The sequence below is a fragment of the Luteimonas sp. WGS1318 genome, from assembly GCF_043187535.1.
Lineage (GTDB): Bacteria > Pseudomonadota > Gammaproteobacteria > Xanthomonadales > Xanthomonadaceae > Luteimonas.
The window spans coordinates 3,698,085-3,719,567 of the sequence record NZ_CP171131.1 but is presented as its reverse complement, the minus strand read 5'-3'; the positions used below and the strand labels follow the sequence as shown (position 1 = coordinate 3,719,567).

19 protein-coding genes are annotated in these 21,483 nt (G+C 69.8%); 12 read left to right on the top strand and 7 right to left on the bottom strand.

What is annotated here, in order from left to right:
- The first annotated feature begins 48 nt into the window (after nt 1-48).
- Nucleotides 49-399, top strand: a complete 351-nt coding sequence (locus ACF3M1_RS16995) for a VOC family protein (protein WP_394002668.1) — start codon at nt 49-51, stop codon at nt 397-399.
- Nucleotides 400-726: 327 nt separating this feature from the next.
- Here ACF3M1_RS16995 and ACF3M1_RS16990 read toward each other — a convergent pair whose 3' ends face one another.
- The gene (locus ACF3M1_RS16990; protein WP_394002667.1) at nt 727-1,392 is read right to left on the bottom strand and encodes a TonB family protein; all 666 of its coding nucleotides are present in this window, start codon (nt 1,390-1,392) and stop codon (nt 727-729) included.
- A gap of 80 nt (nt 1,393-1,472) precedes the next feature.
- Nucleotides 1,473-2,294, bottom strand: a complete 822-nt coding sequence (locus tag ACF3M1_RS16985; RefSeq protein ID WP_394002665.1) for a CPBP family intramembrane glutamic endopeptidase — start codon at nt 2,292-2,294, stop codon at nt 1,473-1,475.
- A gap of 215 nt (nt 2,295-2,509) precedes the next feature.
- Between ACF3M1_RS16985 and ACF3M1_RS16980 the strand changes: the two genes are divergently transcribed.
- The gene (locus ACF3M1_RS16980; RefSeq protein ID WP_394002663.1) at nt 2,510-2,728 is read left to right on the top strand and encodes a polyprenyl synthetase; all 219 of its coding nucleotides are present in this window, start codon (nt 2,510-2,512) and stop codon (nt 2,726-2,728) included.
- A gap of 39 nt (nt 2,729-2,767) precedes the next feature.
- On the opposite strand, the gene ACF3M1_RS16975 is transcribed toward ACF3M1_RS16980, so the two are convergent.
- Together ACF3M1_RS16975 and ACF3M1_RS16970 are read right to left on the bottom strand one after the other, a co-directional pair.
- Entirely contained in the window at nt 2,768-3,586 is an 819-nt protein-coding gene (locus ACF3M1_RS16975) for a hypothetical protein (RefSeq protein WP_394002661.1), read from the bottom strand.
- Nucleotides 3,583-5,268, bottom strand: coding sequence for a diguanylate cyclase (locus tag ACF3M1_RS16970; RefSeq protein ID WP_394002659.1), 1,686 nt, complete (start codon nt 5,266-5,268; stop codon nt 3,583-3,585). The genes ACF3M1_RS16975 and ACF3M1_RS16970 overlap by 4 nt, the downstream gene beginning before the upstream one ends.
- Nucleotides 5,269-5,502: 234 nt before the next feature.
- Here ACF3M1_RS16970 and ACF3M1_RS16965 point away from each other — a divergent pair, with 234 nt between their 5' ends.
- The 10 genes from ACF3M1_RS16965 to ACF3M1_RS16920 all read left to right on the top strand — a co-directional run bounded on the left by ACF3M1_RS16965 (nt 5,503) and on the right by ACF3M1_RS16920 (nt 15,796).
- On the top strand, nt 5,503-5,883 hold the full coding sequence (locus ACF3M1_RS16965) for a VOC family protein (protein WP_394002657.1): 381 nt from the start codon (nt 5,503-5,505) through the stop codon (nt 5,881-5,883).
- Between the two features lie 198 nt (nt 5,884-6,081).
- Nucleotides 6,082-6,486, top strand: a complete 405-nt coding sequence (locus ACF3M1_RS16960; protein WP_394002655.1) for a hypothetical protein — start codon at nt 6,082-6,084, stop codon at nt 6,484-6,486.
- 146 nt (nt 6,487-6,632) lie between these two features.
- Nucleotides 6,633-7,082 (top strand): hypothetical protein, encoded by a 450-nt coding sequence (locus ACF3M1_RS16955; protein ID WP_394002653.1) that lies wholly within the window; start codon nt 6,633-6,635, stop codon nt 7,080-7,082.
- A gap of 94 nt (nt 7,083-7,176) precedes the next feature.
- Nucleotides 7,177-8,259: a catalase family peroxidase gene (locus ACF3M1_RS16950; protein ID WP_394002651.1), complete on the top strand. Its 1,083-nt coding sequence runs from the start codon at nt 7,177-7,179 to the stop codon at nt 8,257-8,259.
- The gene (locus ACF3M1_RS16945; protein WP_394002649.1) at nt 8,256-8,807 is read left to right on the top strand and encodes a cytochrome b; all 552 of its coding nucleotides are present in this window, start codon (nt 8,256-8,258) and stop codon (nt 8,805-8,807) included. The genes ACF3M1_RS16950 and ACF3M1_RS16945 overlap by 4 nt, the downstream gene beginning before the upstream one ends.
- Nucleotides 8,808-8,904: 97 nt before the next feature.
- Nucleotides 8,905-10,848 carry an SLC13 family permease gene (locus ACF3M1_RS16940; RefSeq protein ID WP_394002647.1) on the top strand — a complete coding sequence of 648 codons (1,944 nt, stop codon included), beginning with the start codon at nt 8,905-8,907 and terminating at the stop codon, nt 10,846-10,848.
- Between the two features lie 64 nt (nt 10,849-10,912).
- Entirely contained in the window at nt 10,913-11,329 is a 417-nt protein-coding gene (locus ACF3M1_RS16935; protein WP_394002645.1) for a DUF1801 domain-containing protein, read from the top strand.
- Nucleotides 11,330-11,416: 87 nt separating this feature from the next.
- Nucleotides 11,417-13,318, top strand: a complete 1,902-nt coding sequence (gene htpG / locus ACF3M1_RS16930; RefSeq protein WP_394002643.1) for a molecular chaperone HtpG — start codon at nt 11,417-11,419, stop codon at nt 13,316-13,318.
- Between the two features lie 532 nt (nt 13,319-13,850).
- Nucleotides 13,851-14,378, top strand: a complete 528-nt coding sequence (locus tag ACF3M1_RS16925) for a hypothetical protein (RefSeq protein ID WP_394002642.1) — start codon at nt 13,851-13,853, stop codon at nt 14,376-14,378.
- Nucleotides 14,379-14,401: 23 nt separating this feature from the next.
- Nucleotides 14,402-15,796 carry a T6SS phospholipase effector Tle1-like catalytic domain-containing protein gene (locus ACF3M1_RS16920; RefSeq protein WP_394002640.1) on the top strand — a complete coding sequence of 465 codons (1,395 nt, stop codon included), beginning with the start codon at nt 14,402-14,404 and terminating at the stop codon, nt 15,794-15,796.
- A 146-nt stretch (nt 15,797-15,942) separates the two neighbouring features.
- On the opposite strand, the gene ACF3M1_RS16915 is transcribed toward ACF3M1_RS16920, so the two are convergent.
- The 3 genes from ACF3M1_RS16915 to ACF3M1_RS16905 form a co-directional block, all read right to left on the bottom strand.
- Nucleotides 15,943-17,406 (bottom strand): efflux transporter outer membrane subunit, encoded by a 1,464-nt coding sequence (locus ACF3M1_RS16915; RefSeq protein ID WP_394002638.1) that lies wholly within the window; start codon nt 17,404-17,406, stop codon nt 15,943-15,945.
- Nucleotides 17,406-18,155 carry an SDR family oxidoreductase gene (locus ACF3M1_RS16910; protein WP_394002637.1) on the bottom strand — a complete coding sequence of 250 codons (750 nt, stop codon included), beginning with the start codon at nt 18,153-18,155 and terminating at the stop codon, nt 17,406-17,408. Before ACF3M1_RS16910 ends, ACF3M1_RS16915 begins: the two co-directional genes overlap by 1 nt.
- 100 nt (nt 18,156-18,255) lie before the next feature.
- A complete protein-coding gene (locus ACF3M1_RS16905) occupies nt 18,256-21,441 on the bottom strand; it encodes an efflux RND transporter permease subunit (protein WP_394002635.1) in 3,186 nt (1,061 codons plus the stop codon).
- Nucleotides 21,442-21,483 lie beyond the last annotated feature (42 nt).

Genomic DNA, 21,483 nt, shown 5'->3' with positions numbered 1-21,483 from the left:
GGCCGCAGGCCGCCCGACAATGTCCGCGTCTCCCCGCCAGGTACCGCTATGACCCGCGCCGACGCTCCGCATCGCATCGACTATCTCGAATACGCCGTCGCCTCGATCGACGTCGCCCGGCGCTTCTACGGCGCGGCCTTCGGCTGGACGTTCCAGGACTACGGCCCGGACTACTGCGAGTTCCGCGACGGCCGTCTGAGCGGCGGGTTCTTCCACGGCGAACCCAGGCCCGGCGGCGCGCTCGTGGTGCTGGCGTCCGACGATCTGGCCGCCAGCGAAGCCGCCGTCACTGAGGCCGGCGGCCGCATCACGCGCCCGGTCTTCGCGTTCCCGGGCGGTCGCCGTTTCCATTTCACCGACCCGGACGGTTACGAACTCGCGGTCTGGTCGCAGAGCTGAGGCATCACGCCCGCGCCGCCTCGCATCGGCGGCGGCGGGTAGGCGGGTGGGCAGTGCTCGCGTCATGCACCGGCATCGACGTCCGCTGCATGTGGGCGCTGATGCCGGCCTGCATCCCGGCGTGGTCGGTCTGATCGCCAGCAGGTGCTCCCCGCGCCCCGGTCAGGGCCGATCGGTGATCGCCGCGCCCACCGCGGGCCCGCCCCGCACGCACGCAGGTCGCAGGCCTGCGCGCGCGCGGATGGGAGACCGGCCGCGTGTCATGCCCGGGCATGCACGCCGTGTCGCACCGGCATCGCCTGCGGACGTGCCGGCACTGCGCGTGCGTCAGTCCGCGTCGAACGGCACCGGCACCCGCACCAGTCCGATGCCGGGCGCACGCGGCATCTCGTGCCGACCGTATGTCCAGCGCTGGCTGGCTTCGAGGGCGGCCGCGTCCAGCGCCGGCACCCCGGTGCTGCGCGCGATGAGGCTGGCGACGGGCACTTCGTCCGCATCGACGAGCACGACGACCATCGCGACACCGTGTTGTCCGGCCGCACGCGCCGTGTCCGGAGGAACCGGCGGAAGTTCGTGGCGCGATTGCATGTCGACCCCCGCCTGTGGCTCGGCCGGTGGGGTCTCCGGCGGTTGCAGGCACACGCCACCGCCGGCAGGCGGGGCCAGCGTCAATGTGAAGCCGTAGCCCGTGCGCGCGTTGCCGTCGACAGCGCCCGGCGACGCGACCGCCGCGCAGTTCGCTTCGGCCACCAGCGCCAGCACGCGCTGTTGCAGGCGGGCGATGTCGGCGGTGGGCGCGACGCCGTCGATACGGCAGCCGGCCGATGACGGCGTGGCCTCGAGGCGCTGCATGCGAGCGTCCTCGACGCGCCAGTCCACCAGCGCGCAAGCGCTGCGGGTGTCGGCCTGTGCGCCGCCGCTGAGGGCGAGCGCGAGCAGGAGCGCCGCATGGCGGCCACGTGGAGGGGCGAACAGACGGAAAAACAGGGGCATGGGGATGGCGGTCACCGGGTGCGGATGACGGGCCAGCATACCGGGGCCACTCCGTCGGCTTCGGCGGCTGGCGCGTGCGCTCAGCCGGAGCGGAGCGCGAACCAGCCGCGTCCGCGCACACGTCGCCCGCCGCGTCGTGTCGCGAACCGCACGGTCACGACGATCGACAGCGCGATGACGAGCAGTCGCACCGCGACGGCCCACACGGGGCCGAGCGCGTTGTCGGCAACCGGGAACAGCACCCACCACGCATTCATCAGGATGTGCAGCGCCGCCGGCACCCACAGGTCGAAGTCCCATTCGATATAGAGCCACGCGAACCACAGGCCGCCCAGTGCGGTGAGGGCGGCGATGCCGGCCGCCTCGATCGGACTGCCGCCCTGCGACAGATGCGCCGCGCCGAACACCACGGCGCCGGTGAGCGCAGCCGGCAGGAAGCCCCAGCCCGCGAGCCGGACCAGCAGCCCGAACAGCAGGCCGCGGTACAACAGTTCTTCGCCGAAGCCGGGCAGCAGCGCATGGCGCATGAGCGCGTGCGGCGTGTCGGCGGTCCAGGTCAATGGCGCCTTCAGGGCGAGGGCCAGCACCATCGGCGCGGTGACCAGCAGACCGAGCAGCAGCGCGCGCAGCGGTCGGCCGTCGAGGCCGAGGAGGCGCAGCGCGTCGCGTGGACGGGTGAGCACCGCGGCCAGGCCCAGCGCGACGATCCAGTGCGGCAGGTAGGCCAGCGCGACCAGCGCGGCCGTGCGCGCCGCGCCGGTCCAGTCGCCGGCCACGGCGCGGAACAGGTCGAGATGGAACAGGTCCAGCCACAGGAAGACCGCGATGACCGGCAGCGCCGTCCAGCGCCGGATCGGGTCGCGCCGCGCGGGCGCCGGGGTTGGAGGGGCGTGGGCATCCATCGTCGATCCATCGATACGGGGTGCCGACGAGGATCAACGCGCGGCGGCGGCGCTTGCAATGCCCATACGTCATGGGCGGGGCGAGCGTCCGGATGCAGCGCGGGCGTTCGCCACGCGCGACTCGCCACGTGTTCGAACCGCGCAGCATCGGCGGAGGCGAGGTCCGGGATTCGACGTCTGGCGCACAATGACGCCCCGACCGACCTGGACCCGTCATGGACCCCGAAACCCTTCTCCGCGCCGCCCTCCGCGAGGCCGGCTACGGCCCCGACGCCATCGGCTCGGCCCTGCCGCGGATCATGCGCATCCTGCAGGCCGAAGACGTGCGCATCGAGATGGGCCGCAGCCTCTCGCGCAAGGAACGCGAGTATGTGCGCCTGCAGCTGGAGCTGGGGCTCAACGTGGCGGAAGTTGTTGCGGGGCTGAAGCGCTGAGCGATCCGCTGCACCTGCTTCGCACGCCGTGTCGCCCGGTCAGGCCGGCACCGTCAACGGCAGACGCCCCAGACGGCGCAGCTGCGGGCTGGTTTCCAGATCCACCGGCAGCACGTCGCGCGGGCTGGGCCGCAGCACCGGCGGCATGCCGAGTGTGGCCGCGGCGGTGGTGCGCGTGGCCCGCAGGCGGGCGAAGGCTGCGTTCAATGCGTCCTCGCTCGTGAGCATCGTGGTCTCCGGCGACGGGGCGGTCAGCGCGGCGTGCGTCTTGCCGCTGGCCTCGCGCCATTCGCGGATCAGTTCGGCGACGTCGATCGTCGGAAACGGCAGGTCGAGCTGCGCGCTGACGATCAGCGCCGGCGGCAGATCCGCGGCGAGAAACGCGCGGTAGACGAGCTCGCTGCACACCATGTGCGAGGGATCGTCGGCGATCAGATGGTCGATAAGCTCGCGCAGCAGCCAGCGCACGCCGGCATCGGCGGGAATGCGGTTGCGCAAGCCGGCGAAGACGGCCATCTGCAGCAGCGCGTCGAGCGGGTAGGGCACGTCGAGGCACGCGGTCGCGCCCTCGGCGATCGCCGCACGCGCGCTGTCGTCCAGCGGTTCGCCGCTGCCGCGCGTCGGCCGCAGCACGTCGATGAAGTCGTAGTACGCGCCCTGGGTGAGGCGGTCGGCCAGCCGCACGCGGCGCGAGACCGGCGCGGCGGCTTCGACGAAGTGGGCGTCGTCCACCATCACCGCCGCATGGCTGTAGGTGGAATCGCCGAACCAGGCGATCAGATCGGACACCGGGCCGATGCCGCGCATCAGCAGCACGTCACCGGGGCGCAGCGTGGCGGGATCGACGAAGGGGGTCATGCGGGTTCCAGGCTGGGGTGGAGGGTGTCGGCGCTGCCGAGGACCACGCAGTTGCGGCCCGCGTGCTTGGCCCGGTACAGCGCGGTGTCGGCGCGCTTGAACAGGCTGGCGACGTCGTCGCCGGGATCCCACGTGGCCACGCCGATCGAGACGGTCAGGCCGACGGTCGACCCGCCGACCTGGCGGCCATCGGCCTCGACCGCCGCGCGCAGGGATTCGGCCGCGCGCACCGCCGACGCCGCGTCGGCGCCGTCGAGCACCAGTACGAATTCCTCGCCGCCGTAGCGTGCGACGAGATCGGTGGCGCGCACGTGGCGGCGCAAAATGCCGGCCATCGCGTGCAGGCAGGCGTCGCCGACGTCGTGGCCGAAGCGGTCGTTGACCTGCTTGAAATGGTCCAGATCGACGAACAGCACCGCGAGCGCATCCTCGCGCGCTGCCGCGGCCTGCATCAGCTGCGCGACGCCGACATCGAGCTGCGCCCGGTTGGGCAGGCCGGTGAGCGGATCGGTCATCGCACTCTGCCGCGCGGAGACCATCTCGCGTTCGGCGTAGCGTGCCGCGCGCGCGGTGGCCAGCACCAGGATCAGGGCGCCGAACGCATCGGTGGCCGGATGCAGGTATTCCAGCCACTCGGGCGTACCGGCATGGCGCATGAAGTAGACCGCGCGCGTCATTGCAACCACCGACACCAGGCCCCAGCCGATGAGGAAATACAGCGCCTCGCGATCGCCGGCAATCGCACGCATCAGGCCGATGCCGAGTGTCGTCAGGCCGAGTGCGAGCAGCAGCGTGTTCACGAAGGCCGGCCCGATCGTCAGGACCGGGACGAAGGGAATCAGCACCAGCAGCGCGACACAGCTCAACAGGATGAGGCGATAGGCGCGGGCGATACGGGGGAACCGCCGTGACACCTGCAGCAGCACGTACAGGAACGCGTACGCCGACAGCAGTCCGAGACTGATGCCGAGCCCGGCCACCCGCATCGCGTGTTCGGGTGGAAACCACGGCGCGAGGGCCACCACCTCACCGCGCATGACGACCAGATACGCGGCCGTCGACAGTACCCAGACGCAGAACAGCAGCAGCATCCAGCGACGGAGCGCGAACGCGAAGATCGTCGCCACCGTGACCAGCAGCAGCTGCGCGCTCAGCACCGCACTGCTGAAACGCACGCGGCCGTAGTCCTCGGTGAGATAGGCCTGCAATGGCTGCGCGTTCACGCGCATCGGCTGTTGGCGTGAGGCGACCAGCTCGATGAAGACGGGCGCGTCGAGCGCATCGGCGGGCACGGCGACCGTCAGGCGATGGCGCGAGCCGATCTGGGTGACCGTGGGGTCGAAGGTCGCCAGCGGGCGCGGCCGGTAGTCGGGCGGCGCATACGCCACCAGGCGGGCGTCGTAGGCCTCGCGGATCGAGACGATCCAGTCTTCCGACGCGGCGGTCGGCGCGGACGCCGCACCGGCCGTGATGTCGACCCGCCACCAGCGCGCGTCGTCACGGCGACGCAGGGCATCGCCGGCGTCGATCCAGCCCTGTGCGCGGCGGACGGCGTCGATGTCGCCACTGTCGGGACCGCCGGGCAGCACCGAGACATGCGCGCTCGGCGCGGCGGCCCCGGCCTCCACGCACAGCCCCACCGCCATCAGCAGCAGCAGCGCGACCCCTACGCTCCAGCGCATCCGTCCCCCGTCGCGGTCGTCCGCGATCCCGTCGGTTCCCCGGGCGCGCAGTGTAGCCCCGGTGTTGCGCCGTGTTCCGCGCCGGGACACGGCCGCCCGTCAGCCGCGCGGATCCGCCGACGGACGGTCGTGCGCACCCGGGGACGGGTCGCGCACGTGCGCTAGCATCCGAACCTCGCGCGGCGACGGTGTCTCCGGCACACCATCGCGGGGCGCGCATCGCGGAGTACGACCGTGCCGTTCAAGCCCGATACCTATCCGTCCGTCGCCCCGTATCTCGTCGTCGACGGCGCCCAGGCCACGCTCGACTTTCTCGTCGCCGTCTTCGACGCGGCGCCGCTGCGCGTGTACCCCGGCGATCACGGCCGGCTTGCCCACGCCGAGGTGCGGATCGACGACACCGTGGTGATGCTCGGTGACGCCATGCCCGGCTGGCCGGCGGTGCCGGCCCACGTGCATGTCTACGTGCCGGATGTCGACGCCACCTACGCGCGCGCGATCAACGCTGGCGCAACACCGGTGAAAGCGCCCGTGCAGGGCGACGACGGCGACCGGCGCGGCGGGTTCACCGACGCGGGCGGCACGACCTGGTGGGTGGGCACCCAGCTGGCCTGACGGGCGCACGCCGCTGCAACCGGCGCGGATCGCCTGCAAGCCCACTGGCACACCGGCGTGTGGAGATCCCGGTATCAGGACGCCCCACGAGCGACACCTCGCGCGAAGTGGCGCATCGGCGCGCGCGCAGGCGTGGGCCTGCCGCCTGCTAGCATGCCCCGCCGTCGTCATTCCGGCGACGCATGCAAGGGGATTGCAATGAAACTTCGGGGAATCGGCGCCGCGCTGGCGCTGGCATTGGGGGCGGTCGGCACGTCGGCGGCGAATGACGGCCAGACGCGCGAGGTGCAGTCGCAGGACGGCTCGTTCACCGGCGAGATCGTCGGTACGCCGGCCGAGGACAGCAAGTTCGCGCAGCTGCAGATCGGCATGTCGATGCAGGACGTGCAGGAACTGATGGACCGCGCGCCGGACCGTTTTCATACCTACGAATCGGGCAAGCGCTGGATTCCGTTCTACTTCGGCAACGACGCCACGCGCCTGCAGGCGCTGTTCCGCGGCGAAGGCTGCCTGATCTTCACCGGCGGCAACGTCTGGGGCGGCGCCGGTGGCGACCTGATCCAGATCGAAGTCGATCCCTCGGGCGCGTGCTACCAGCCTTGACCGAAGGACACGGATCGCGATGTCATCGCGGTCCGCCTGACCGCACGGGCGGCGCGCTGCCCGTGCCATGCAAGCTGGACGCAGCGTAGGGGCACCGCCCGGACGCGCACGCCATCAGACCGTTTCGACACAATCAAGGACGACAGATGATTCCGAAATACTTGACCGCATTGTTCGCCACGCTGCTCGTGACCGGCTGCGTCAGCGGCGGCACGTCCAGTGACCAGGCGCGATGGTTGCAACCCGCCCAGGCGATCCAGCTCGCCGCTGACGCTGCACCACGTGACGTACCCGGACTGTTCTCGATGCAGGTCCAGGCGACCGGCGAACAGGGCGGCGAGATCTATCTCAACTCCGAGGCCGACTACCGCGACCAGCGCAACCTGACGGTCGCCCTCACGCCCGCGGCGGCACAGCAGCTGGCCCTGCGGTTGGGCGAACCGCTGGCGGTCGCGCTCGATCGCAAGCGCATCCTGGTGCGGGGCTCGGCGAGGCGCGTCCGGATCGACTTCACCACGGCCGGCCAGCCGACCGGCAAGTACTACTACCAGACCCATGTGCGTGTGACCGACGCGGCGCAGATCCAACTGCAGTAACCCGCGTGCCCGCCGGCGCACCTCGGTGCGCCCTTCACCCGCCGGGTCACGCATCCGGCGTACGCTCGCCGGCGTTCCGCCACGAGCCGCGCCGATGCCGCACGAATCCGCACCCCGCCGTCGCACCGGCGCCTATCTCGCGATCGCGGCGATCGTCGCGTCCGTCGGCGGCGCGTTCGCCTGGACCGCTGGCTGGCTGACGCCCGACCGGCTCACGCCGGCGCGCATGACCGACGCGATCGAAGCCACCTCGACGACGCCGTATCCGGGCTTCCGCCGCGCCCATGCGAAGGGCCTGTGCGTCGTCGGCCATTTCGAAGGCACCCCGGACGGCGCGGCCCTGAGCCGGGCCCGGGTGTTCGCCGACGCGCGCACGCCGCTGATCGGACGGATGTCGATCGGCGGCGGCTCGCCCTACGGGCTCGACGCCCAGGCACGCGTGCGCAGCATGGCGCTGGTGCTGCGCGGCGGCGACGGCAGCGAGTGGCGCATGGCGATGAACAGCTTTCCGTTCTTCGGCGCGGCCTCGGCCGAGGCGTTCTTCGCGCAGACCCAGGCATCGGCTGCCGACCCGGCCACCGGCAAGCCCGATCCGGCGCGCATGGCCGCGTTCGCCGCGGCGCATCCGGCCGCGCAGCGCTTCGCGGCGTGGGCGAAGTCGGCGCCGTGGTCCGACAGTTTCGCCAACACGCCGTACAACGGCATCCACGCCTACCGCTTCACCGGTGATCGCGGTGAACAGCTGGTGCGCTGGTCGATGCGCCCGCAGGCGCCGTTCGTCGAGATGACCGCCGCGCAGCGCGAGGCGGCCGAGGGCGACTACCTGCAGGACGAACTGCGCGCACGGCTCGCCGAGGGCCCGGTGCGCTGGGACATGGTGGTCACCGTGGCCGGCCCCGGCGACGACCCGTCCGATCCGAGCACGCCGTGGCCGGACGACCGCACGCAGGTGATCGCCGGCACCGTGGTGCTCACCGGCGCGCAGGACCAGGCGACCGGCGCGTGCCGTGATCTCAACTTCGATCCCACGATCGTGCCGGGCGGCGTCGCGCTGTCGGACGATCCGATCCTCGCCGCGCGCGCGGCCGTGTACGCGCAGTCCTTCGACCGCCGCGAGCGTGAGGTCGCACGCGGTGCCGACGTCGACGGCACGCCGCCGCAGGAGAGCACGCGATGAGCGCCGCGCCCGATCGCCACGATGCCTTCGCCCGGCTGCTGCACTGGAGCATGGCCGCGCTGATCCTGGCGATGCTGTTCGTCGGTGTGGCGATGGTGGCGTCGATCACGCTGCGCCCCACGCTGCTCGCGCTGCACCGGCCGATCGGCATCGCGCTGCTGGTGCTGGCGATCGTGCGGCTGGTTCATCGCCTGCGGCGTCGCACCCCCGAGCTGCCGCGCGATCTGCCCCGCTGGCAACGCGCGGCCGCGCACGCGTCCCACGTCGCGCTCTATGCGCTGATGCTGGCGATGCCGCTGATCGGCTGGGCCATGGTGTCGGCGGCCGGCAATCCGGTGGTGGTGTGGGGCGATCTGCATCTGCCGACGATCGCGCCGCACGATCCCGCCGTCTACAGCGTGCTGCGCGCCGCCCATGCGTGGCTGGCCCGCGCGCTGTTGGCGGTGATCCTGCTGCACCTGGCCGCGGCGCTGTATCACGCCTGGGTGCGCCGCGACGGCGTGTTCGAAAGCATGGCCGCCGGTCGCCGCGCGCGTCCGCTGGAGTGACCCCGGCGGCCCGCGTCGCGCCGCGCATCACGGCGCCCGATGACGACATCCATGCGGCGAGTCCGTAGGCTGCGCGCAGCACCCGCCGGACGTTTCGATGCAGACCGACCAGATCCTGATCCTCGTCATCCTCGCCTGCACGGTGGGGCTGTTTCTGTGGGGCCGCTGGCGGCACGACGTGGTGGCGGGCGCATCGCTGCTGGCCTGTGTCGCCGTGGGGCTGGTCGCCGCGGGTGACGCGTTCGCCGGGTTCGGCCATCCGGCGGTGATCACCGTGGCCTGCGTGCTGGTGCTCAGCCGCGGCCTGCAGACCTCGGGCGCGGTCGATGCGCTGACCCGCCTGGTGCTGCCGGGCAAGGCCGGCCCCATGCTGTCGATCGCCGCCTTGACCGGCCTGGCAGCGCTGCTGTCGGCCTTCATGAACAACGTCGGCGCGTTGGCGCTGCTGATGCCGGTGGCGATCCAGATCGCGCGCAAGCAGGCGCTCGCGCCCGGCCAGGTGCTGATGCCGCTGGCCTTCGGGTCGATCCTCGGTGGCATGACCACGCTGATCGGCACGCCGCCCAATCTCATCGTGTCCGGCTTCCGGCAGGGGGCCGGCGGCGCACCGTTCTCGATGTTCGATTACACGCCGGTCGGCGCGGCCGTCGCGGTGGCGGGTGTGCTGCTGCTGGTGCTCGGCGGCTGGAAGCTCGTGCCGGTGCGCCGCGAGGCGGCGGTCGAAGGCTTCGATCCCGGCGCCTACCTCACCGAGTTGCGAGTGCCCGAGGGCGCGCGCGCGGTGGGCAAGACGGTGCGCGAGATCGAGGCGATGCTCGAAACCTTCGATGCCCAGGTCATCGGCATGGTGCAGGCGGAGCTGCGCGTGCATGCACCCAATCCGTCGCGCGTGGTCCGCGCGGGCGATGTGCTGGTTGTCGAGGCCGACGCCGATACCCTCGGTGAGGTGCTGAGCAGCCTCGGCGTGCGTCTGGAAGAAGACGTGCGCCATGAGGACGACACGGAGGCGGACGACGCGGACGACGTCTCCGACGAGGGCGACGCGGCGGCCGCCGACGACCGGAGTGACGCCGCGCCGCCTGCATCCGCCGCCCGGACCACCCGGCGCAACGCACGGACCAGCGAGACGGAGGCCGGCAAATCGGAATCGGATGAGAAATCCGATCCGGCCCGCACCCCGCATGCCGAGGTGGTGCTGCAGGAAATCGCGGTGCTGCCGGGCTCGGGGCTGGCCGGCCGTTCGGCCACGGATCTGGGTCTGCGCGCGCGCTACAGCATCAACGTGCTGGCGATCTCGCGCGCCGGCCACCGCTCGCGCCGGCGTCTGCGCACGCAGGTGTTCCAGGACGGCGACCTGCTGCTGGTGCAGGGCACGCAGGCCGCCATTTCCGGATTCGCCGCTGAATTCGGCGGCGTGCCGCTGGCCGAACGTGCGCTGCGCATGCCCGACCGGCGCAAGGCACTCACCGCGTCGCTGATCATGCTCGGCGCCATCGTCGCCACCGCCTCGGGCCTGCTGCCGGCCGCCGTCGCGTTCGCCGCCGGCGTGGTCGTCTCGATGGCCCTGCGCACCGTGCCGCCGCGGGACGTCTATACCGCCATCGACTGGCCGGTCGTCGTGCTGCTGGCCGCGCTGATCCCGGTCGCCGGCGCGATGGAATCGACCGGCACCGCGGAGCTGATCGCACGCGTGCTGTTCGAAACCGTCGGCCAGGGCCACCCGGTGATCGGCCTGGCGCTGATCCTCGTGGTGACGATGACGCTCTCGGACCTGATGAACAACGCCGCGACCGCGGCGGTGATGTGCCCGATCGCCATCGGCGCGGCGACCACGCTGGGAGTCAACGCCGATCCGTACCTGATGGCCGTCGCGGTCGGCGCCTCCTGTGCCTTCCTCACGCCGATCGGGCACCAGAACAACACGCTGATCCTCGGCCCCGGCGGCTTCCGCTTCGGCGACTACTGGCGCCTGGGCCTGCCGGTGCAGCTGCTGGTACTCGCGGTGTCGATCCCGATGTTGCTGCTGGTCTGGCCGCTGTAGGCGGCCGCACGCCGCGCCGACACCCGGCCGGGCACACTGGCGAGCCGTTCCGCAGGAGCGCGCGATGCCCACGACCCGCATTCCGCACAGCACGCCGGCCGATACGTCGGTCGCCGTCGATGCGTTCATGGCAACGCTCGACCATCCGCATGCCGACGCCGTGCAGCGCCTGCGTGCGCTGGTGCTCGGCGTCGATCCCACGGTCGCCGAAGGCATCAAGTGGAACGCGCCGAGCTGGCGCACCACCGTGTACTTCGCCACCACCCACCTGCGGGCGAAGACCGGCATCGGCCTGGTCCTGCACCTCGGCGCGCGCGCCCGCAGCGTGCCCGCGGGCGGGCTGGCGATCGACGACCCCGCTGGGCTGCTGGTCTGGCGTGCGCCCGACCGCGCCCTGGTCGCCTTCACCGATCGCGCCGACCTCGAGGCCCGTGCCGGAGCCGTGCAGGCGGTGCTGCGGCAATGGATCGCGTGGGTCTGAGCGGCGCCGCGGCACTGGTCATGGCTTGAAAACGGGCGGCGGGCCCGCATGTCCAGCGCCTGTCCAAGGCCATCCGCTGAAACCGCCATGACCACGAGCACCGAAACCCGCAAGTTCGAAGCCGAAGTCGCCCAGGTCCTGCACCTGGTCACGCACTCGCTGTACTCGCACAAGGAGATTTTCCTGCGCGAGCTGATCTCCAACGCCTCCGACGCCTGCGACAAGCTGCGCTTCGAGTCGATCGCCAATCCCGACCTGCTGGGCGGTGAGGGCGAGCTGCACATCGACGTCAGCTGGGACAAGGCGGCGCGCACGGTGACGATCCGCGACACCGGCATCGGTATGAATCGCGACGACGTGGTCGCCAACATCGGCACCATCGCCAGCTCCGGCACGCGCCGCTTCCTCGAAGCAATGAGCGGCGAGCAGAAGGCCGATGCGCGTCTGATCGGCCAGTTCGGCGTGGGTTTCTACTCGGCGTTCGTCGTCGCCGACCGCGTGACCGTGCTGACGCGTCATGCGGCCGCAGCGCCCGAGGCCGGCGTGAAGTGGGAGAGCGACGGCCGCGGCGAGTATTCGCTGGACACCGTCACCCTGCCCGAGCGCGGCACCACGGTGATCCTGCACCTCAAGGCGGACGAGGACGAATTCCTCGACGGCTGGAAGCTGCGCTCGCTGGTCACCAAGTATTCCGACCACGTCGCGTTCCCGATCCGCATGCCCAAGGACGCGCCGATGCCGGCCGAGGGCGAAGACACCGCCAAGGCCGACGCCGCGCCGGAGTGGGAAACCGCGAACGACGCGTCCGCGCTGTGGACCCGGCCGAAGTCGGAGATCAGCGACGAGGAATACCAGAACTTCTACAAGGCGCTCGGCCACGATTTCAACGATGCCGCCGCGTGGACCCACAACCGCGTCGAGGGCAGCCAGAGCTTCACCACGCTGCTGTATCTGCCGTCGCAGCCGCCGTTCGACCTGATGATGGGCGGACGCGACGAGCGCAAGGGGCTGAAGCTCTACATCAAGCGCGTGTTCGTCATGGATGCCGCCGAAGAGCTGTTGCCGAACTACCTGCGCTTCGTGCGCGGCGTCGTCGATGCCGACGACCTGCCGCTCAACGTCAGCCGCGAACTGCTGCAGCACAACCGCCAGCTCGACCGCATCAAGGGCGCGTGCGTGAAGCGCGTGCTCGATCTGATCGAGAAGCTCGCGCGCGACGAGCCCGAGAAGTTCACCGCGTTCTACAAGGCCTTCGGCAACACGCTGAAGGAAGGCATCGTCGAGGACGCGACCAACCGCGAGCGCATCGCCAAGCTCCTCCGCTTCGCATCGACCAAGGGCGAGGGCGCCTCGCAGACCGTGTCGCTCGACGACTACGTCGGCCGCATGCCGGTCGGCCAGGACACCATCTGGTACATCACCGCCGATGGTCACAAGGCCGCCGCCGGCAGCCCGCAGCTCGAGGCCTTCCGCGCGAAGGACATCGAGGTGCTGCTGATGTTCGACCGCATCGACGAGTGGATGCTCGGCAGCCTGCACGAGTACGCCGGCAAGTCGATGAGGAACGTCGCCAAGGGCGAACTGCCGCTCGACGAAGCCGACAAGGCGAAGCAGGCCGAAGCCGCGACCGCCGCCGCACCCCTGGTCGAACGCATCAAGATCCTGCTCGGCGATCGCGTCGGCGATGTGCGCGTGTCCGCGCGCCTGACGGACTCGCCGTCGTGCCTGGCCCTCGCCGACTACGAGATGGCCCCGCATCTCGCGCGCCTGCTGCGCGAAGCGGGCCAGGCCGTGCCGGACAGCAAGCCGACGCTCGAGATCAACCCGCAGCACGCGCTGCTGCAGCGGATCGACAGCGAAACGGATGATGCGAAGGCGACCGATCTTTCGACACTGCTGCTGGAGCAGGCCGAGATCGCCGCCGGCGCGCCGCTGCCGGACCCGGCTGCGTTCGTGCAGCGGATGAACCGGGTGCTGTTGGGCGGTTGAGCCGGCTGTTGGTGCCATTCGGATTGCGGCTCTATAAACCACTCTCTTGCGTGCCAAAAACGCGGATCCACTTAACGCGCCATCACAGACGTGATGGCGCGCCGCGTCAGTGATTCCAGGTGCTCCTTCGTTGACTGGTGCCCGCGGTACACCGCCCACACCCGAATACATCCGGTCCGCCCGGGTCGCGGGGCCTCGGCGCATCCCTACATCCCCAAGCCTGGAACAATCTCCTTGCGCGGTTGAAGGTGTGAACGACGTGCTTCGTGCTGCAATGCTGCGTGGCCTGCCCACATCATCGCGCGGTGATCTCCGATTCCCCGGCAAGCTCAGCTGAGGCATCCTGTGTCCTCAATCCGGCGCGCGTCCAGAGGTGCTTGTCAGAAGCACGACGCCGCACGGAGTTGGATGGACTCAGCGCAGGAGCACGGCAATGGTCCTCAGGCCCGGGCACTTATCTAGCTGCCTCACCCAGCGCACGCTCGCGGTTGCGATCGTTGCGTCTGCACTGACAACCACAGGGTGCCAGAGTATGGCGACGACATCGGGCGAGGCTCCGTCAACTTCTGCGGCAAGTGTGGAGGGCGATGTGCGCGAGTGGCCGCTGCGCTTCATGCGGCACAACTTTGGAATCGCGCCTTATGCCGTGCAGGAGTGCACAGTGCTGTACGCCGATCGGCCGCATACCAGCGGGCCGCGTCCGCGCCTGGAGGATGTGCATCCCAATTCACTCAAAGCGAAGACTGCAAACCATCTGATGATCCGAAACTTTCCGCCGCCGGCTGTGGTGAGGTGGAAGAGTCTGGATGGGACTGCGCTTGAAGCGGAAGTCGACATCGGCGAGATCTTCAAGGACGAGCTGGTCGTCCATAACACGCCACGTCATGAGGCTTCAGAGCGCACGCCCATGATCAACCCCGACGTCATCATGGAGATCAACGATCGGACGATCAATGTCTACATGAATGCATTCATCTCTTTGAAACAAGCGCGTATCCAGGGGAATCCGCACAGCAATTTCAGGAGCGAACCCGTACTGGCATGGAGCCGGACGTACTGATCTGACCCACATGGAGGTGGACGATGGGTGGGAATCGACATCCGGACGGGGTGCGCGCTGATCCGGTTTCACGGGATCAGCTGTCGCTCTTCGACAACGCCGAAACGTCGCTGGCCAACTTCAGTGCGCCTGTCCTGTTGGATGAACGCAATTTGGAGCAGCGTCTGTTTGTTGCCTCATTCGATGGGACAGGAAACAGCAAGCGAGATCCGGAGAAACTGACCAACATCGCCCTGGTCGACGAGCAGTTCCGCAGCTATGCACGCGATGCAGAAGATCGACTGGGCTTCGTCCCGATCCATGCCGGATACGTCGCAGGCCCGGGAACGCAGGGCGGTGTCAGCGGGCTGATAGATGCTGCATCCGGAAGCAGCTATCAAGCACGCATCGAGGACATGTATCTGCAGTTTGTGACTCAAGCCCGGAAATGGCTGGTCGAGAACCCGGATGCCGACATCCGCATCTTCGCCACCGGCTTCAGCCGCGGCGCGGAACAGGCAGCCGGCTTTACCCGGCTGGTGGAAGACCGGGGCATCCAGGATCCGACGGATGCGGTCTTCAAACGCAATGCGGATGGCCTGATCATCGGCCAGGTCGTCTACCCCAATCCTCCCATGCGTGAGCCCGGCACGGTCGTCCAGGCGGCTGTGCTGCTTGACCCGGTCGGCACCGGCACACCGCGCCAGCACGATCGGCGGCTCGCGGAATCCGTCGTGTCCGCGTTCCAGATCACCGCATTGGACGAGCGTCGCAATCTGTTCCAGGGCACCTTGATCACGGATCCCGGCCAGACCGCGGATGGGCGCTTTCTCAATGTCAGCGTCGCCGGCGCTCACAGCGATGTCGGCGGCGGCTATCGTCGGGACGGGCTGGGTGTTCTGAGCGGAAATCTCGCGATCGACTACGCCAATGCATTGATCCGGCCGCCACCGTTGGAGAAGCGGGCGTTGCCCGACGATCCCGACCGCTATGTGATCCATCGCTCGGAGCAGCACTCGGCGATCTACGGCACCTCGATCTTCGACCGGAACAGTGCGCGCGCGATGCAGGATCTGCTGGCGCCGCCCGCGCTGTGCCGGATCGACTGCCGCGATGCGATGCCGCGCAACGAGGCGATGGCGGCGACGCTGGACTGGCAGCGCGTGCAGATCGGCCCTGTCCAGGGCACCGTGCCGGTACGCGCAGCGCCGGATGCCGCCGCGCACGACACCAGCGCGCTCGCGCGCGACCTGCTGTCGGCCGCGACGCGCGATGACGGCGCCGCGATCGCCGAGCGCCTGCGGACCGAACTCGCGAGCGATGCCGGCCAGGCCTGGCTGCAGCGTGGGCGCGACGCGCTGGAGCTGCAGACGCGCGATGTCCCGAATCAGGCGCCCGCTCATGCCCCCGCCCATGCGCCGGTCGCGCCCGCGTTGTAGGCGGACGCCGCGGGCGACGCACCGCCGAGCGTGTGGGCAAGGCCACTGCAATCGCCGGTGCGCGGCGTCGTAAGCCACAGGGCAGACGCGCAGCCGACGACGGGCGCGGCCCATCGGGCCCGTCGTGTCGGCAGCGATCGGCGGACTCACAGCCCCGAGACGTAGCCCTCCAGCAGCTCCTGTTGCGGCAGCGTCTGCGGCCAGCCACCGGACAGCGCACGGTACAGCGACACCGCATGGGTGACGGTCCGCGTGCGACTGGCGGCGAACGCGTCCTCGGCCTGCAACTGGGTGCGCTCGGCATCGAGCACGTCGAGCAGGCCGGTGGCACCGGCGTCGAACCGCATCCGCGCGAGCGTGGCGGCGCGTGCGCTGTCGCGGGCCGCGCGCTCGAGTTCCACGTCCTCGTCATGCGCGCGGTCGAACCGCGCCAGCGCATTGGCGGTGTCTTCGAGCGCGCGCAGCACGGTCTGCTGGTAGCGCGCCAGCTCCAGCTCGGCATCGGCGTCGGCCGCGGCGATGCGTGCGCGCACGCGGCCGATGTCGAGGAACGACCAGTCGATGCCGAGTGCGACGAACCGGGTCTCGCTGTCGCGTTCGAACAGCCGGCCGATGTCGCCGGCCTGGCTGCCGATCAGACCGCCGAGCGTGAACCGCGGAAACAGGTCGGCGGTGGCGACGCCGATGCGCGCGGTGGCAGCGTGCAAACGATGTTCGGCTGCGGCGACGTCGGGCCGCAGGCGCAGCAGATCGCCGGGCGTGCCCGGATCGATCGTGCGCGGTACCCGGGGCAACGCGGCCGCAGGCGACAGGGCGGCCTGCAAGGCGTCCGGCGTGCGTCCGCTCAGGACCGCGATGCGATGGATCGCGACCCGGATCTCGGCTTCGAGCGCAGGAATGCGCGCCGACGTCGTCGCCGCCTGCGCCGATGCGCGGGCGGTGTCGAAGTCGCTGTCCTGGCCGGCCTCGCGCCGCGCTTCGACCAGGGCCAGCGTCTGCTGCTGGTTGCCGGCATTCTCGGTCGCCACGCGCAGCCGCTCCTGCAGGCCGCGCAGATCGAGATACGCGGTGGCCACCTCGCCGACGATCGCCACCTGCAACGCACGCAGATCGTCCGCGCTCGCGGCGACCTCGGCACGCCCGGCCTCGACGCCCCGGCGCACGCGGCCGAACAGGTCGAGTTCCCAGCTCGCGCCGATGCCGACGTCGAAGCTGTCGGTGTCGCGTGCGTCGCGCGGTACGCCGGGCGCCTGGTCGGCACTCGCGCGATTGCTTGCGGCCGTCCCGCTGGCGTCGATCGTCGGCAGCTGGTCGAAGCGCGTGCCGCGGAGCAACGCATTCGCGCGGTCATAGCGGGCGAGCGCGATGCGCAGGTCGTGGTTCGCGAGCAGCGTGTCGTCGACCAGCGCGTTCAACTGCGGATCGCCGAACGCCTGCCAGAACGCGGTGTCTGCGACCGCGGGTGCGGCCGTACTGGTGACGGTGGTCGCGTCCGCTGGAGCGCCGCCTTCGAAGGTCTGCGGCACGGCCATCGACGGGCGTACGTGTTCGGGGCCGACGGCGCAGGCGGCGAGCAGCGCGGCGGCCAGCACCGTGATCAGCGGTCGCATCACCACGGCAGCACCTCGTCGAGATAGAAGTAGCCGCCGGTCGGGCCGGCATCGTCGATCAGCGCGAGCCGCACGCTGGTGCGTGCGCCGTCGGCGACTTCAAGTTCGCCGTTCTGTTCGTCGCCCGACTTGTTCATGTCGGTGCGCACGTAGCCCGGATGGATCGTGTTGACCTTGATGCCGGCATCCTTGAGCACGTGCGCCAGATGTACGGTCCACGCGTTCACGGCGCTCTTGGACACGTTGTAGGCCGGTACGCCCTTGAAGTCGTAGATGAAGGAGGCCGGGTTCTGGTGCTCGCTGATCGAACCGAGCAGGCTGGACACGTTGACGATGCGGCCGGCCTTGGACTTGTGCAGCAAGGGCAGCAGCGCCTGGGTGGTGGCGATCAGGCCGAACACGTTGGTCTCGAACGTCGTGCGCCAGGTGTCGATCGACTGGCCGGCAGCGCCGAGCTGCGCATCGTCGGCGATGATGCCGGCGTTGTTGACCAGGATGTCGAGGCGGCCGTGCCGATCTTCGATCGTCTTCGCCGCCGCGGCGATGCTCGCGGTATCGGTGACGTCGAGCGCGATGGCCTCGACCGGCAGGCCGTCGGCCTGCAGTTTCAGTGCGGCTTCGACGGCCCTGTCGCGATTGCGGCCGGCCAGCAGCGTGTGCACGCCGGCTTCGGCGAGCTGACGCACGGTTTCCAGACCGATGCCGCGGGTGGCGCCGGTGACGAGAGCGATGCGGGACGAGGTATTCATGCGTGACTCCTGGAATGGGGATGCGGGATGAGGCCGCGCGCGTCGGCGCGGCCGGGTTCGGAGCGGGGAATGTGTGGGAGAGGTACTGCAACGGCGGCGGTCATGCGTGCAGACCCTTGTCTGCAACGTCGTGCGCGGGCGGCACCGGCTTGTGCGAGACCAGCGGCGTGTTCGCGAGCTTGCGCAGTGCGACGTAGAACACCGGCGTCAGGAACAGGCCGAAGACGGTCACCCCCAACATGCCGGCGAACACAGTGACGCCGGTGATCGAGCGGACTTCCGCACCCGCACCCGTCGACAGCACCAGCGGCACGGTGCCGGCGATGAAGGCGACCGAGGTCATGACGATCGGCCGCAGACGCAGGCGGCTGGCTTCCAGCGCGGATTCGACGATGCCCTTGCCCTGCAGTTCCAGTTCGCGGGCGAACTCGACGATCAGGATCGCGTTCTTGCACGCCAGCCCCATCAGCACGACCAGGCCCACCTGCACGAACACGTTGTTGTCGCCGCCCGCCAGCCACACGCCGAACAGGGCGGACAGCAGCGTCATCGGCACGATCAGGATCACCGCCAGCGGCAGCGACCAGCTCTCGTACAACGCCGCGAGCACGAGGAACGCCAGCAGCACCGCGAGCGGGAACACCACCATGGCCGCGCCGCTCTGGTTCGACTGCTGGTAGCTCAGGTCGCTCCAGCCGATGCCCATGCCGGCCGGCAGCACCTGACCGGCGAGCTCGGTGACCTTGGCCATGGCTTCACCCGACGACAGCACGCGCGGGTCGGCATCGCCCAGCAGGTCGGCAGCGGGATAGCCGTTGAAGCGGATCACCGGGTCGGGCCCGTAGGTCTGGCGCACGTTCACCATCGAACCCACCGGCACCATCTCGCCCGCCGCATTGCGCGTGCGCAGGTTGGCGATGTCGGACACCTCGTCACGGAACTGGCCGTCGGCCTGGGCGATGACCTGCCAGGTGCGGCCGAACATGTTGAAGTCGTTGACGTAGGCCGAACCGAGGTAGGTCTGCAGCGTGTCGAACAGTTCGGTCAGCGGCACGCCCTGCGCCTTGGCCTTCTCGCGGTCGACGTCGGCATCGAGTTGCGGCACGTTGGCCTGGTAGCTGCTGATCGGGTAGCCGAGGCCCGGCGTCTGCATCGCCGCGCCCTGGAATGCCTGCACCGCGGCCTGCAGCTCGCCGTAGCCCAGACGCGTCCGGTCCTCGACGAACAGCGACCAGCCCGACCCGTTGCCGAGGCCCTGGATCGGCGGCGGCATGAAGGCGAAGGTGAAGCCTTCCTGGATCGTCGAGAACTTCTGGTTGAGCTCGGCGGTGATCTCCTCGGCGCTGCGCGCGCGCGCGCTGAAGGGATCGAGGGTGAAGAAGATCACGCCGTTGTTGGGCGTATTGGTGAACTGCAGCGGGTTGAGGCCGGGGAACGCGATCTCGCTGGCGACGCCGTCCACTTCACTGGCGAGCGCCGCCATCTGCTTCAGCACCGCGTCGGTGCGCTCGATCGACGCGCCCTCCGGCATCTTCACGCCGGCGATCACGTACAGCTTGTCCTGCACCGGAATGAAGCCGGCCGGCACCACCTTGAACATCACGCCCGCGCCGACCAGCAGCACCGCGTAGACCAGGAACACCGCGCCGCGGCGACCGAGCACGCGCGACACCCCACCTTCATAACGCTGCGAGCTGCGGTTGAAGAAGCGGTTGAACGGCCGGAACGCCCAGCCGAAGGCCCGGTCGATCAACCGCGAGGCGCGGTCCTTCGGCGCGTCGTGCGAGCGCAGCAGGATCGCCGCGAGCGCCGGCGACAGGGTCAGCGAGTTGAGGCCGGAGATCGCCGTGGCGATCGCGATGGTGACCGCGAACTGCTTGTAGAACTGGCCGGTCACGCCGGTCAGGAACGCCATCGGCACGAACACCGCGCACAGCACCAGGGTGATCGCGATGATCGGCCCCGACACCTCGCGCATGGCGCGATGTGCGGCCTCGAGCGGCGCCGCGCCGAGTTCGATGTGGCGCTCGACGTTCTCGACCACGACGATCGCGTCGTCGACCACGATGCCGATCGCAAGAACGAGACCGAACAGGGTCAGCGTATTGATCGAGTAGCCCAGCAGGTACAGCACCGCGAACGTGCCGACGATGGACACCGGGACCGCGATCAACGGGATGATCGACGCGCGCCAGGTCTGCAGGAACAGGATCACCACCAGCACCACCAGCAGCGTCGCTTCGAGCAGGGTGACGACGACCGACTTGATCGAGTCGCGGACGAAGATCGTGGTGTCGTAGATCGACTGGATCTCGACGCCCGGCGGCAGCTGCGGGCGCAGCTCGTCCATCTTCGCGACGACGCCGTCGCGGATGTCGAGCGCGTTCGCACCCGGCGCCTGGAAGATGCCGATCGCGGCCGCGTTCTTGCCGTCGAGGCGCGCACGCAGCGTGTAGTCGCCGGCGGCGAGTTCGATGCGCGCGACATCGGCCAGGCGCACGAGCTCACCGTCGGCGCCCGACTTCAGCACGATGTCGCCGAATTCCTCGACGCTTTCGAGTCGGCCCTTGGCGTTGATCGGCAACAGGAAGTCACTGCCGTTGGGCATCGGTTCGGCGCCGAGCTGGCCGGCGGAGACCTGCACGTTCTGCTCGCGTACCGCGCGCACCACGTCGCTCGCGGTCATGCCGCGCGCGGCGATCTTGTCGGGATCGAGCCACAGCCGCATCGCGTAATCGCCGCCGCCGAACAGCTGCGCGTCGCCGACGCCGGTGATCTTGGCCAGCTCGTCCTTGACGTGCAGACGCATGTAGTTGCGCAGGTACAGCGAGTCGTAGCGGCCGTCGCTCGACGTCAGATGCACGACCATCAGGAACACCGGCGACTGCTTCTGCGTCGTCACGCCCTGCCGTCGCACATCCTCGGGCAAGCGCGCCTGCGCCTGGGCGACGCGGTTCTGCACGCGCACCGCCGCCTCGTCGGCATCGGTGCCGGGCTTGAAGGTCACGGTGAGCTGCAGCACGCCGTCGGAGCCGGCGACGGACTTGATGTACATCATGTCCTCGACGCCGTTGATGGCCTCCTCGAGCGGCGTCGCCACGGTTTCGGCGATCACTTTCGGATTGGCACCGGGATACACGGTGCGTACGACCACCGACGGCGGTACGACCTCCGGGTATTCGCCGATCGGCAGCAGCGGGATGGCGATCAGGCCACCGGCGAAGATCAGGATCGACAGCACTGCAGCGAAGATCGGCCGGTCGATGAAGAAGCGGGAGAAGTCCACGGGGAAATCCTTGTGGGCGGCGCGGGGGCCGCAGCGAAAGCG

Excerpts from the sequence above, each read along its gene's own strand:
- ACF3M1_RS16995 (WP_394002668.1), top strand. The coding sequence starts at position 49 with ATGACCCGCGCCGACGCTCCGCATCGCATCGACTATCTCGAATACGCC.
- ACF3M1_RS16990 (WP_394002667.1), bottom strand. The coding sequence starts at position 1,392 with ATGCCCCTGTTTTTCCGTCTGTTCGCCCCTCCACGTGGCCGCCATGCG.
- ACF3M1_RS16985 (WP_394002665.1), bottom strand. The coding sequence starts at position 2,294 with ATGGATGCCCACGCCCCTCCAACCCCGGCGCCCGCGCGGCGCGACCCG.
- ACF3M1_RS16980 (WP_394002663.1), top strand. The coding sequence starts at position 2,510 with ATGGACCCCGAAACCCTTCTCCGCGCCGCCCTCCGCGAGGCCGGCTAC.
- ACF3M1_RS16975 (WP_394002661.1), bottom strand. The coding sequence starts at position 3,586 with ATGACCCCCTTCGTCGATCCCGCCACGCTGCGCCCCGGTGACGTGCTG.
- ACF3M1_RS16970 (WP_394002659.1), bottom strand. The coding sequence starts at position 5,268 with ATGCGCTGGAGCGTAGGGGTCGCGCTGCTGCTGCTGATGGCGGTGGGG.
- ACF3M1_RS16960 (WP_394002655.1), top strand. The coding sequence starts at position 6,082 with ATGAAACTTCGGGGAATCGGCGCCGCGCTGGCGCTGGCATTGGGGGCG.
- ACF3M1_RS16955 (WP_394002653.1), top strand. The coding sequence starts at position 6,633 with ATGATTCCGAAATACTTGACCGCATTGTTCGCCACGCTGCTCGTGACC.
- ACF3M1_RS16950 (WP_394002651.1), top strand. The coding sequence starts at position 7,177 with ATGCCGCACGAATCCGCACCCCGCCGTCGCACCGGCGCCTATCTCGCG.
- ACF3M1_RS16945 (WP_394002649.1), top strand. The coding sequence starts at position 8,256 with ATGAGCGCCGCGCCCGATCGCCACGATGCCTTCGCCCGGCTGCTGCAC.
- ACF3M1_RS16940 (WP_394002647.1), top strand. The coding sequence starts at position 8,905 with ATGCAGACCGACCAGATCCTGATCCTCGTCATCCTCGCCTGCACGGTG.
- ACF3M1_RS16935 (WP_394002645.1), top strand. The coding sequence starts at position 10,913 with ATGCCCACGACCCGCATTCCGCACAGCACGCCGGCCGATACGTCGGTC.
- htpG (WP_394002643.1), top strand. The coding sequence starts at position 11,417 with ATGACCACGAGCACCGAAACCCGCAAGTTCGAAGCCGAAGTCGCCCAG.
- ACF3M1_RS16925 (WP_394002642.1), top strand. The coding sequence starts at position 13,851 with ATGGCGACGACATCGGGCGAGGCTCCGTCAACTTCTGCGGCAAGTGTG.
- ACF3M1_RS16920 (WP_394002640.1), top strand. The coding sequence starts at position 14,402 with ATGGGTGGGAATCGACATCCGGACGGGGTGCGCGCTGATCCGGTTTCA.
- ACF3M1_RS16915 (WP_394002638.1), bottom strand. The coding sequence starts at position 17,406 with ATGCGACCGCTGATCACGGTGCTGGCCGCCGCGCTGCTCGCCGCCTGC.
- ACF3M1_RS16910 (WP_394002637.1), bottom strand. The coding sequence starts at position 18,155 with ATGAATACCTCGTCCCGCATCGCTCTCGTCACCGGCGCCACCCGCGGC.